10 protein-coding genes are annotated in these 12,406 nt (G+C 64.2%); 5 read left to right on the top strand and 5 right to left on the bottom strand.

What is annotated here, in order from left to right; genetic code table 11:
* Positions 1–238: 238 nt before the first annotated feature.
* From zwf to B0G69_RS10355, 4 genes are all read left to right on the top strand, one after another.
* Positions 239–1,702 (top strand): glucose-6-phosphate dehydrogenase, encoded by a 1,464-nt coding sequence (gene zwf, locus B0G69_RS10370; protein ID WP_121316795.1) that lies wholly within the window; start codon positions 239–241, stop codon positions 1,700–1,702.
* Positions 1,703–1,882: 180 nt separating this feature from the next.
* Positions 1,883–2,599: a 6-phosphogluconolactonase gene (gene pgl, locus B0G69_RS10365; RefSeq protein WP_121316794.1), complete on the top strand. Its 717-nt coding sequence runs from the start codon at positions 1,883–1,885 to the stop codon at positions 2,597–2,599.
* Positions 2,577–4,493 (top strand): bifunctional transcriptional regulator/glucokinase, encoded by a 1,917-nt coding sequence (locus B0G69_RS10360; protein ID WP_121316793.1) that lies wholly within the window; start codon positions 2,577–2,579, stop codon positions 4,491–4,493. The genes pgl and B0G69_RS10360 overlap by 23 nt, the downstream gene beginning before the upstream one ends.
* Before the next feature lie 191 nt (positions 4,494–4,684).
* The gene (locus B0G69_RS10355) at positions 4,685–5,611 is read left to right on the top strand and encodes a bestrophin family ion channel (protein ID WP_121316792.1); all 927 of its coding nucleotides are present in this window, start codon (positions 4,685–4,687) and stop codon (positions 5,609–5,611) included.
* 30 nt (positions 5,612–5,641) lie between these two features.
* Here B0G69_RS10355 and B0G69_RS10350 read toward each other — a convergent pair whose 3' ends face one another.
* The 5 genes from B0G69_RS10350 to apbC form a co-directional block, all read right to left on the bottom strand.
* Positions 5,642–6,310 carry a lysozyme inhibitor LprI family protein gene (locus tag B0G69_RS10350; RefSeq protein WP_241991358.1) on the bottom strand — a complete coding sequence of 223 codons (669 nt, stop codon included), beginning with the start codon at positions 6,308–6,310 and terminating at the stop codon, positions 5,642–5,644.
* A gap of 65 nt (positions 6,311–6,375) precedes the next feature.
* A complete protein-coding gene (locus B0G69_RS10345) occupies positions 6,376–8,661 on the bottom strand; it encodes an arginine/lysine/ornithine decarboxylase (RefSeq protein ID WP_121316790.1) in 2,286 nt (761 codons plus the stop codon).
* 86 nt (positions 8,662–8,747) lie between these two features.
* Entirely contained in the window at positions 8,748–9,317 is a 570-nt protein-coding gene (dcd, locus tag B0G69_RS10340; RefSeq protein ID WP_121316789.1) for a dCTP deaminase, read from the bottom strand.
* Between the two features lie 273 nt (positions 9,318–9,590).
* The gene (locus B0G69_RS10335; RefSeq protein ID WP_121316788.1) at positions 9,591–10,124 is read right to left on the bottom strand and encodes a superoxide dismutase family protein; all 534 of its coding nucleotides are present in this window, start codon (positions 10,122–10,124) and stop codon (positions 9,591–9,593) included.
* A gap of 119 nt (positions 10,125–10,243) precedes the next feature.
* Positions 10,244–11,332, bottom strand: coding sequence for an iron-sulfur cluster carrier protein ApbC (gene apbC / locus B0G69_RS10330; protein WP_121316787.1), 1,089 nt, complete (start codon positions 11,330–11,332; stop codon positions 10,244–10,246).
* Between the two features lie 338 nt (positions 11,333–11,670).
* On the opposite strand from apbC, the gene B0G69_RS10325 reads away from it, so the two are divergent.
* On the top strand, positions 11,671–12,324 hold the full coding sequence (locus B0G69_RS10325) for an OmpA family protein (RefSeq protein WP_121316786.1): 654 nt from the start codon (positions 11,671–11,673) through the stop codon (positions 12,322–12,324).
* The last annotated feature ends 82 nt before the right edge of the window (positions 12,325–12,406 follow it).

Below are 12,406 nucleotides of genomic sequence, written 5' to 3'. Positions count from 1 at the left end.
GCAGGCTGGCACGTGCCGACAGGCAATGTCCGTTAACATGCAGGGACGCCCGCCGATTCGAAAAACCGCGCAAGTTGCCGAACAGCGCACGCTTTTTTCATCGAATTAGCGCTACCTCTTGATTTGGATTGTAGTTAAACTACAATTCAGTGTCAAAAAATATTTTATCGGACTACGGTCGCCCTTTTCGAACACTGCGCGCTCGGCGCGGCGGCCCCCAGGACATCGACGGAGACTCATGCAAACCGATTCAAGCTTCACCTTCGTTCTCTTCGGCGGAACCGGCGATCTGTCGATGCGCAAGATCCTTCCTGCACTGTTTGAAGCGCACCGTGCGGGCGGCATGCTCGCGGACAGCGGCAAGATCGTCGCGGTGGCGCGTCACGCGGCGAATCGCGATGAGTATCTGCAGTGGGTGAACGAACACGTCAAGCCGCATGTGTCGAAGGACGGTCTGGACGAAGCCGCATGGACGAGCTTCCTCGCGCGCATCGAGTTCGTGAAGATCGATCTCGGCAACCCCGAAGACTTCGTGCAATTGCGCGATGCGATCAAAGACCTGCCCGGCATCCGCGTGTTCTATCTGGCCACGGGTCCGTCGCTGTTCGTGCCGATCTGCCACGCGCTCGCGTCGGTGGGGTTGAACGAGAACGCGCGCATCGTGCTGGAGAAACCGCTCGGCTACGACCTGAAGTCGTCGAATGCGATCAACGACGCGGTCGGCGAAATTTTCGCGGAAGAGCAGATCTACCGGATCGACCACTACCTCGGTAAGGAGCCGGTGCAGAACCTGCTCGCGCTGCGCTTTGGCAATGCGCTGTTCGAGCCGCTGTGGCGCCGCGAGTGGGTCGAGAGCATCCAGATCACGATCGCCGAGGAACTCGGCGTCGAAGCGCGCGGCGACTTCTACGACAACACCGGCGCATTGCGCGACATGGTGCAAAACCATTTGCTGCAGCTGCTGTCGATCGTCGCGATGGAGCCGCCCCATTCGATGGACTCGGATTCGGTCCGCGACGAAAAGCTGCGCGTGCTGCGCGCGCTCAAGCCGATCGATCCGAACGAAATCGGCAAGGTTGCGGTGCGCGGCCAGTATCATGCCGGCGGCATCCGCGGCAGCACGGTGCCGGGCTACGCGACCGAAGCCGGCGTGAAGCCGGACAGCACCACCGAAACCTTCGTCGCGCTGAAAGTCGAGATCGAGAACTGGCGCTGGGCCGGCGTGCCGTTTTTCCTGCGCACCGGCAAGCGCCTCGCCGATCGCGTCGCCGAGATCGTGGTGAATTTCCGCCCGGTGCCGCATTCGGCGCTGGGCGCCTCCGCGCTGCGCGCCGGCGCGAACCGTCTGGTGATCCGCCTGCAGCCGAACGAAACGATTCGCCTTTACTGCCTCGCGAAGCAACCAGGCGAAGGCATGAACCTCGCGAGCGTGCATCTCGACCTCGCGTTCGACAAGTTCTTCCGCGAAGGGCAGATGGAGGCGTATCAGCGGCTGCTGCTCGATGTGATCCGCGGCCGCCTCGCGCTGTTCGTGCGGCGCGACGAGCAGGAAGCCGCATGGCGCTGGGTCGAACCGATCCTGAACGAATGGAAGGCCTCGACCAAGCCGCCGAAGCCGTACGCGGCGGGCACGTGGGGACCGGCCGCGGCGAGCGCGATGCTCGCGCAGCACGGCACCTGCTGGCTCGAAGAAGAGAATTGATGCACGGCGCGTGTGAGCTTCGAGCGAAGCTCACACGCGCCCGAGTAAGACCCACCGACGAACTGAACGGAATGGCGCCGGTATCGCGAAGGCGCCTGCAAGTCATCCCACTTGCAGGCGATGTGCGAGCGCAGTACGGCAGATTCCGCAGATCTAACAAAAAAGCAGCACGGAGGAGAAGTGATCGAGCTTCACGCTTTCGACGATCAACGCGCCCAATCCGACGCGTTGGCGAAGGCGGTTGGCGACGCGTTACATGCGTCGCTCGCCGCACAGGCGGCCGCGACCGGCGCGCCCACTACTAGCGCACGCCCCGCCATGCTTGCCGTGTCCGGCGGCAGCAGTCCGCGTCCGTTCCTGCAAACGTTGTCCACGCAATCCTTCGACTGGTCGCGCATTGCCGTGACGCTGGTCGACGACCGCTGGGTGCCCGAGACCGACAGCGCGAGCAATTCGCAACTGGTGCACGCGACGCTGTTGCAGAACGCCGCGAAGGACGCGACCTTCTGGCCGCTCGTCGACACCGCGCAGGATCTGCACGCGCATGTCGCCGCGCTGAACGCCGACGCACGCTTTAGCGCCGTGCCCGACGTCGCGATTCTCGGCATGGGCGAGGACGGCCACACGGCGTCGATCTTCGCGGACGCGCCCGAATGGGATCACGCCATCACCACCGCCGAGCGCTTCGTCGCGGTGCATCCGGGCAGCGCGCCGCATGCGCGCGTGAGCTGGTCGCTCTCCGCGCTGAAGGAAGTGAAGCACCTGTTTTTGCTGATCGCAGGACCGCGCAAGATGGACGTGCTCAATGCAGCCGCCGCTTCGCTACAAAAAAATGCCATCTCGCAGTTGGCAAACGACAAGGGAGTGAGACTCGATGTCTACTGGTGTGCAAACTAAGGCTGTACCGGGCGCGGGCCAGCACGCCGACGGACCGAGGCTTCTGGCCGACATCGGCGGCACCAATGCGCGCTTCGCGCTGGAGACGGGCCCGGGCGAAATCGGCTCGGTGCAGGTCTATCCGTGTGCGGACTATCCGGGTGTCGCCGAGGTCATCAAGAAGTATCTGAAGGACACCAGGATCGGCCGCGTGAATCATGCGGCGATCGCGATTGCAAACCCGGTCGACGGCGATCAGGTGAGCATGACGAATCACGACTGGAGCTTCTCGATCGAAGCGACGCGCCGCACGCTCGGCTTCGACACGCTGCTGGTGGTGAACGATTTCACCGCGCTGGCGATGGCGCTGCCGGGCCTCACCGACGCGCAACGCGTCCAGGTAGGCGGCGGCGCGCGTCGTCCGAACAGCGTGATCGGCCTGCTCGGGCCGGGCACCGGCATGGGCGTATCGGGCCTGATTCCCGCCGACGACCGCTGGATCGCGCTCGGCAGCGAAGGCGGCCACGCCACCTTCGCACCCGCCGACGAACGTGAAGACATCGTGCTGCAGTACGCGCGCAAGAAGTGGTCGCACGTGTCGTTCGAACGCGTGGCCGCGGGCCCCGGCATCGAAGTGATCTACCGCGCGCTCGCGGGCCGCGACAAGAAACGCGTGGCGGCCAACGTCGAGACGATCGAGATCGTCAAGCGCGCACTGGACGGCGAGCCGCTCGCGGCCGAATCCGTCGACGTGTTCTGCGGCATTCTCGGCACCTTCGCGGGCAACATCGCGGTGACGTTGGGCGCGCTGGGCGGCATCTACATCGGCGGCGGCGTCGTGCCGCGCCTCGGCGAATTCTTCGCACGCTCGTCGTTTCGCCAGCGCTTCGAAGCGAAGGGCCGCTTCGAGGCGTATCTGCAGAACGTGCCGACCTATGTGATCACCGCCGAATATCCGGCCTTCCTCGGCGTCTCCGCGATTCTCGCCGAGCAGTTGTCGAATCGCGCGGGCGGCAGTTCGTCGGCGGTGTTCGAGCGGATTCGCCAGATGCGCGACGCGCTGACGCCGGCCGAGCGCCGCGTCGCCGATCTCGCGCTGAACCATCCGCGCTCGATCATCAATGATCCGATCGTCGATATCGCGCGCAAGGCCGACGTGAGTCAGCCCACGGTGATCCGCTTCTGCCGTTCGCTCGGCTGCCAGGGCCTGTCGGATTTCAAGCTGAAACTCGCGACCGGTTTGACCGGCACGATTCCGGTGAGCCACAGCCAGGTGCATCTCGGCGACACGGCGACGGACTTCGGCGCGAAGGTGCTGGACAATACCGTGTCGGCGATTCTGCAGTTGCGCGAGCATCTGAACTTCGATCAGGTCGAACGCGCGATCGATCTGTTGAACGGCGCGCGCCGCATCGAGTTCTACGGGCTCGGCAATTCGAACATCGTCGCGCAGGACGCGCACTACAAGTTCTTCCGCTTCGGCATTCCGACCATTGCGTACGGCGATCTGTACATGCAGGCAGCCTCCGCTGCCTTGCTCGGCAAGGGCGATGTGATCGTGGCGGTCTCGAAGTCGGGCCGCGCGCCCGAGTTGCTGCGCGTGCTGGATGTCGCGATGCAGGCCGGCGCGAAGGTGATTGCGATCACGTCGAGCAATACGCCGCTCGCCAAGCGCGCCACCGTCGCGCTCGAAACCGATCACATCGAAATTCGCGAGTCGCAGTTGTCGATGATTTCGCGGATCCTGCATCTGGTGATGATCGATATTCTCGCGGTCGGCGTGGCGATTCGTCGCGCGGTGCCTGCAGCGGATGTCGCCGAGACGGTCGCCAAGGCGCGCGAGGGCGCCGACGACGACGCCACTGCCGTGCTGGACTGGCTGAGCCACGGCGCGGCCCCGTCCGCCCGCGATTGAGCCGGTGAAGGTGAATGGCCCACGGCGTGCGTATCGAATGTGATGCGCGCGCCGTAGGCCATCTTCGTCGTTGCCCGCTTCATCGCCCGCATTGCGTCAGGTCCGCCTGAAGCGCGTGCCCGCACGGCGCCCCTGTCCGGACAACAAGCGATAATAGACGCTCTATCGCTCGAGACCGACGGCTCAACCCAATGATCATCCGCCCGCATCTCCATTGGTTCCGCATGCTGCTCGCGTGGCGGGGTTCGGTTCTTCCACAGTTGCTGCCGCGGCTCTCGCTGATCTTCTGCATCTCGATCGTCGCACTGGCCGCCCACGATCACCTGCTGCCGATCTCGCTGAACCTCAACACGACCGCGCCCTTCTCGCTGATCGGCATTGCGCTCGCGGTGTTCCTCGGCTTTCGCAACAACGCCAGCTACGATCGCTGGTGGGAAGCCCGCAAGCTGTGGGGCCAACTGCTCAACGAGTCGCGCTCGCTCACGCGCCAGGTCTTCACGCTGCCGTCCGGGCCGTTGCCGAAAGAAGACCTCGAAGCATTTCTCGCCGCGCTCGGCGCGCTGCCTCACGCGCTGCGTCACCAGCTTCGCAAGAGCGATCCCCACGACGACCTCGCCGCACGCTTGCCCGCGCCGCTGTTCGAGCGCGTCATCGCCTCGCGCTACAAGCCGGCGACCTTGCTGCTGTATCTCGGCGAATGGGTACAGCGCCAGGCACAGGCCGGCGCGATCGAGCCGATGGCGGTGCTCGCCTTCGACCGGAACCTGAATGGACTATCGGATGTGATCGGCGGATGCGAGCGCATCGTCTCGACGCCGCTACCGTTCGCGTACTCGGTGATGATTCACCGCACGGTGTATTTCTTCTGCGCATCGCTGCCGTTCGGGCTGGTCGACAGCATCGGCGTTTTCACGCCGGTGTTCGCGGTATTTGTCGCTTATACCTTCATGGCGCACGAAGCCATCGCATCGCAGCTCGAAGAACCCTTCGGCACCGACGACAACGACCTCGCACTCAACACGATGTCCGCCATGATCGAGGATGCGCTGCGCGATCTGCGCGGCGAGCCGGCACGCACGTTGCCGAGCCGGCAAGCGGAAGACTATCTGTTCGATTGACCGTGCGCGAGGCGCAGGCGAGATGCGCGCTCAGTCGTTGCCGACCGTCTCCGACAACCGCTTGAGCGTCGCCACCCGCGCGCCGATGATGTCGATGCGCCCGCGCTCGTCGACCACCGGCGTGGTGGCGGTGAGATACGCAGTCCAGGCTTTTTGCGCACGCACGAGCGTGGCACGCGAATGCACCGGCATCTTCGACTGCAAGCGGCGGTAGTAGCGGTTCAGATCGAACATCGCGTGCTCGCATTGCGCGTCGGCCCTACAGGCGCGCGGACGACGCGGCGGCGGGCTCCCGGCGTTGCCCACCGCGCTGCGCAGCGCGAGCGCGCGGTCGCGCACCGGCTGCAACTGCATGTCGGCCTCGGCCAGCACGTACATCGTGCCGCGCGTCGTCGCGAACACCGCGGCCAGCAACTGCTTCTCGGCCTCGCGCGAGGCGAGCCAGCTTGTCTGGCTCTTTTCCCACAGCTTGCGCCGCGCGGGCGGCAACTTCGCCTGAAGCTGCTGCCACGCGCTGTCCAGAGCGGCCTTCCAGCCGATCCGCGCGTTGTCCATGCACTGCACCTGTCCCACCGTCGTCGACATGTCGCTGCGCGCGAGACATGAGCGCATCGACGCATCGATCGGATCGGCGGCCGCGACCTCGGCATGCGCCGCGGGCGACAGCGCGCCGAAGAGCGCCGCCGACGCCAGCGTCATCGTCAGCGCGCCGGCTATGCGCCGCCAACTAGCGGCGCCCACCCAGGACTTCAGACCTCCCATCGTCAGGCGCGAACGCAATCGACGAAATATTCGATGCGCCCGTTGATCATTTCACCGACCAGCCCGTGGATGTCCGTATGGAAACCAGGGAAGCGCTCGTTGAACTCGCGCGCGAAACGCAGATAGTTGACGATGGTCTTGTTGAAGCGCTCGCCCGGAATCAGCAACGGAATGCCCGGCGGGTACGGCGTCAACAGGATCGACGTGACGCGGCCTTCGAGTTCGTCGATCGGTACCCGGTCGATCTCGCGGTGCGCGAGCTTGGCGAACGCGTCGGACGGCTTCATCGCCGGCTCCATGCTTGACAGGTACATCTCGGTCGTCAGGCGCGCGATGTCGTTCGCGCGGTAGACGCTGTGAATCTGCTGGCACAGATCGCGCAAGCCGACGCGCTCGTACATCGGATGATGCGCGACGAACTCGGGCAGCACACGCCACAGCGGCTGGTTGTTGTCGTAATCGTCCTTGAACTGCTGGAGTTCGGTGACCATCGAGTTCCAACGGCCCTTGGTGATGCCGATCGTGAACATGATGAAGAACGAATACAACCCGGTCTTCTCGACGATGATGCCGTGCTCGGCCAGGTACTTCGTGACGATCGCGGCCGGAATGCCGGTCTCGCCGAAGCCGCCGTCCATGTCCAGACCCGGCGTGACGATGGTCGCCTTGATCGGGTCGAGCATGTTGAAGCCTTCGGCGAGCGGGCCGAAGCCGTGCCACGCGTCGTTCGGACGCAGCATCCAGTCTTCGCGCGAACCGATGCCCTCTTCCGCGAACTGGTCCGGGCCCCACACCTTGAAGAACCAGTCGTCGCCGTATTCGGCGTCGACCTTGGTCATCGCGCGGCGGAAGTCGAGCGCTTCGGCGATCGACTCTTCGACGAGCGCCGGGCCGCCGGGCGCTTCCATCATCGCCGCGGCCACGTCGCACGACGCGATGATCGCGTACTGCGGGCTCGTGGACGTGTGCATCAGATAGGCTTCGTTAAAGCGGTGCTTGTCGAAGCGGCTGTTCTTCGAATCCTGCACGACGATCTGCGAGGCCTGCGAAATGCCGGCCAGCAGCTTGTGCGTGGAGTGCGTCGCGTACACCATCGCGCCGATGCGCGGACGGCCCGCGCCGATCGCGTGCATGTCCTGATAGAACTCGTGGAATTCCGCGTGCGGCAGCCAGGCTTCGTCGAAGTGGAGCGTGTCGAGCCAGTCGCCCAGCATCTCCTTGATCATTTCGACGTTGTAGATCACGCCGTCGTACGTGCTTTGCGTGATCGTCAGAATGCGCGGCTTGAGGCCCGGGTTCTTCGCGAGTGCTTCGCGCGCGAACGGGTTCGCCTCGATCTTCTTGCGGATGTTTTCCGGCTCGAACTCGCTGCGCGGAATCGGGCCGATGATGCCGAAGTTGTTGCGCGTCGGCGTGAGGAACACCGGGATCGCGCCGGTCATCGTGATCGCGTGGAGGATCGACTTGTGGCAGTTGCGGTCCACCAGCACGATGTCGCCCGGCGCGACGGTGCCGTGCCAGACGATCTTGTTCGACGTCGACGTGCCGTTGGTCACGAAGAACACGTGGTCAGCGCTGAAAATGCGCGCGGCGTTGCGCTCCGAGGCCGCCACCGGGCCGGTGTGGTCGAGCAGCTGGCCGAGTTCGTCGACCGCGTTGCAGACGTCGGCGCGCAGCATGTTCTCGCCGAAGAACTGATGGAACATCTGGCCGAGCGGGCTCTTCAGGAACGCGACGCCGCCCGAGTGGCCGGGACAGTGCCACGAGTACGAACCCTCTTCCGCGTACTGCACCAGTTCCTTGAAGAACGGCGGCGCGAGCGAGTCCAGATACACCTTGGTCTCGCGGATGATGTGACGCGCGACGAACTCCGGCGTGTCCTCGAACATGTGGATGAAGCCGTGCAGTTCGCGCAGGATGTCGTTCGGCAGGTGGCGCGAGGTGCGCGTCTCGCCGTACAGGAAGATCGGAATGTCCGCGTTGCGACGGCGCACTTCGGTCACGAACGCGCGCAACGCGACGATCGCCGCGGCCAGCTCCGGCGTCTCGCCTTCCACGACCACGTTGTCGACGTACGGCAGCAGTTCATCGTCGTCGATCGACAGGATGAAGCACGACGCGCGGCTCGATTGCTGCGCGAACGAAGTCAGGTCGCCATAGCTCGTCAACCCGAGCACTTCCGCGCCTTCTTTCTCGATAGCTTCGGCCAAAGCCCGGATGCCGGAACCCGAGATGTTCTCGGAGCGGAAATCTTCGTCGATGATGACGACGGGAAAACGAAACTTCATGGGCGATTCTCCAAAAAGAACGACCGCTGCATTCTGAAAATTGCAGCGGTCACCCGAATAGCTGATGGGTCAGTGCGCTGCCGACGTCACGTCCTGGGCAACGTGACGCCGTGCTGACCTTGATATTTGCCGCCGCGATCCGCGTACGACGTTTCACAAATCTCGTCGCTTTCGAAAAACAGCACCTGGGCGACGCCTTCGTTCGCGTAGATTTTCGCAGGCAAAGGTGTCGTATTCGAGAATTCGAGCGTGACGTGGCCTTCCCATTCCGGCTCGAACGGCGTCACGTTGACGATGATCCCGCAGCGCGCGTACGTGGATTTGCCCAGACACACCGTCAGCACGCTGCGCGGAATGCGGAAGTACTCGACCGTGCGCGCGAGCGCGAACGAATTCGGCGGGATGATGCAGACGTCGCCCTTGAAGTCGACAAACGACTTCTCGTCGAAGTTCTTCGGGTCGACGATGGTCGAATTGATGTTCGTGAAGATCTTGAATTCGTCGGCGCAGCGGATGTCGTAGCCGTAGCTCGACGTGCCGTAGCTGACAATCTTCCGGCCGTCTTCGGAAACGCGAACCTGATCGGGCGCAAACGGCTCGATCATGTTGTGCGACTGGGCCATGCGCCGGATCCACTTGTCGGATTTGATGGTCATAGGTGAACGCTGCTCGACGTGAATGACAGGTGTGTGACGGATAACAACCCGGCGAAACCGGGCGACTTTCGGGTAATAAGGCGCTGGCTTCGGGGCGCCTTCGAGGTCTGCGCCCTGCGCGGCGCGCCGCTTGAACGGGCCTTGCCACGCTCCCGCACCGGGTGCTCGACGCCGGCTTCAACTGCGGGTTCCTGCCGGGCATCCCAACGGAAGGCGCTTATTTTACGCGATCACGAGGATGCTGCCGCGGGCAATGTCTGAAGGGCTCGCCGCTCACTGGCGAATCACACCGCAGGCGATGGCGGAACCGGCGCCATGCGGCGGATAAGCGTAGGGATCGGCCGCGTCGTGATGCAGCAGCACAGCGCGCTGCAATACCGAACGGATACCGTCGAGCGAGACATCCGGCGCGACGATGAAGCCGGTGGCCACGCCGTTCGCATCCGCATGAATGTTGGCCAGGTCGCCCTCGGCTCGCGCACCCACCTTGAGACGCTCGGCCGCCGGCGAAAAGATCGCGCCCGCGCTGGAGCCGTCGGCGGCATTGCAGTCGCCGCGTTCGTGGACCTGCAATGCGTGGTCGCTATTGGGCGGCAAGCCCGCGAGGTTGTAGGTGACCTGCACGCCGTCCGAGCGCTCGATAAACGTCACGAGGCCGTGCGCCTGATTGCCCACGGTGGGCAGCAACTGCGCGTCGGCGCGCTTTTCCTGTGGTCTCAGGAACGCGCTGCAGCCGCTCAACAGCACACAACTGGCAGTCAGGACGATGAACATATGCACCGCCTGCCCGTCGATTCGTTTTCCCATGCGATCCTCTTGCCGGCCGACGCTCGCCCCTGCGGCCGCCGAGCCGAACCTGTGAAGTCGACATGATACCGCGAGACCAGGCGCAAATAGGCGCCTTGGCCCCTTGTCCGAATGGCTGTTCAGGTGTTCTGCACGACGATGTTGGGAAACTTCGACGTCATGTCGCGAGCCCGCTCGGCGATATGGATCGCCACCTTGCGCGCGATCGAGCGATAGATCTCCGCGATGCGCCCGTTCGGGTCCGCCACCACAGTGGGCTTGCCCGAGTCGGCCTGCTCACGGATCGCGATGTCGAGCGGCAGGCTGCCGAGCACGTCCACACCGTACTCCTTGCCCATCCGCTCGCCGCCGCCGGCGCCGAAGATATGCTCTTCGTGGCCGCAGTTCGAGCAGATATGCATGCCCATATTCTCGACGATGCCGAGGATCGGAATGCCGACCTTCTCGAACATCTTGAGACCCTTCTTCGCGTCGAGCAGCGCGATGTCCTGCGGCGTCGTGACGATCACCGCGCCCGTCACCGGCACGCGTTGCGAGAGCGTGAGCTGGATATCGCCGGTGCCCGGCGGCATGTCGACGATCAGATAGTCGAGGTCGTGCCAGTTGGTCTGTCGCAGCAACTGTTCGAGCGCGGAAGTGGCCATCGGGCCGCGCCACACCATCGGATTGTCCTGCTCGATCAGAAAACCGATCGAGTTGGCCTGCAGGCCGTGGCCGGTCATCGGGTTCATCGATTTGTCGTCGGGCGACTCGGGACGGCCGGTGATGCCGAGCATCATCGGCAGTGAGGGGCCGTAGATGTCCGCGTCGAGCACGCCGACCGACGCGCCTTCGCTCGCCAGCGCGAGCGCCAGATTCACGGCGGTCGTGCTCTTGCCGACGCCGCCCTTGCCGGACGCCACCGCCACGATATTCTTGACGCTCGGCAGGAGTTTCACGCCACGCTGCACGGTATGCGCGGCGATTTGCTGGGACACTTCGACACGCACCTCGCCGACGCCCGGCACGTTGCGCAGCGCGTCGGTGAACTGGGCGCGAATCGCTTCGAACTGACGCATGGCCGGATAGCCGAGCACCACCTGGAGGCTGACGGCGTCGCCTTCCACAGCGACGTTGCGGATGTTCTTGGCGGCCGCGTACGGCAAGCCGGTGTTGGGGTCAGTGACGGCTGCGAGGGCAGCGTCGACCAATGCCCGATCGATACTCATTGACACTCCGTGGGGAACACGTACGGCACGGTGGAATCGAAGTTTCCGCCACGCGCCGGAATTTGAAAGAAATTGTTAGGCAGGATTGCGAAATCCAGACGGCCCGGGCACCCTTCGGGCAGGCGGGACGCCATGGGGTCGCATCACTGCGTGACTTCAGCCTTTATTGTAGTGGCTCACGCCGTGCGCTGCCGTAAGACCCTTCTTCACTGTCGGACCGGAGCGAAGAGAGGGTAGGATTTCCTGTTTCGCGTGCTCTACCGTACCGCCGTAATGTTGCTTAGATAGATTGACGGCTATTAGCCGGTTTATTCGCTTCAAATCAAGAGGAATCGAAAATGAATGCAAAAATCATGACCCGCCTGGCGGTCTTCGCCGTTGCGGGCTCCGTGCTGGCAGGCTGTGCCACGCAACAGGGCACTAACACCGCCGTTGGCACGGGCGTGGGCGCCGGCACCGGCGCGGCGCTGGGCGCGATCTTCGGCGGCGGCAAGGGCGCGGCGATCGGCGCGGGCGTCGGCGCAGCGGTGGGCGGCGTCACCGGCTACAACTGGCAAAACATTCGCAACCGCATGTCGGGCGCCACCAAGGGAACCGGCACCGAGATTACCGAGCAGCCGGACGGTTCGCTCAAGCTGAACATCCCGAGCTCGGTCACGTTCGACACCAGCAGCTACGCGATCAAGCCGTCGTTCGCACCGGTGCTCGACCAGCTCGCGCAAACCATGCAGCAGAATCCGGAGATCGTCGCGTCGGTGGTCGGCCATACCGACAGCACCGGCTCGCCGCAATATAACCAGACGCTGTCGGTCAACCGCGCGCAAAGCGTGACGGGCTATCTCGGCCAGCACGGCGTCGCGCCGCAGCGCCTGTCCGCCACCGGCATGGGCCAGAACCAGCCGATCGCCGACAACAACACCGAAGCCGGCCGCGCCGCAAACCGTCGCGTGGAAATCTATCTGCGCGCTACCGCCCAGCACGCACCGCAATAAGGACGAGGCTTCAGGAGAATGCCGCGAGCGGGCGCCGGGGCTTTGCCTGCGACGCCCAGCCCGGCGTAAAAAGCGGAGGAAA

The sequence above is a fragment of the Paraburkholderia sp. RAU2J genome (assembly GCF_003634845.1).
Taxonomy (GTDB): Bacteria; Pseudomonadota; Gammaproteobacteria; order Burkholderiales; family Burkholderiaceae; genus Paraburkholderia; species Paraburkholderia fynbosensis.
Note: the sequence above shows the minus strand (reverse complement) of the source record. Positions and strands in the feature narration are given on the sequence as shown.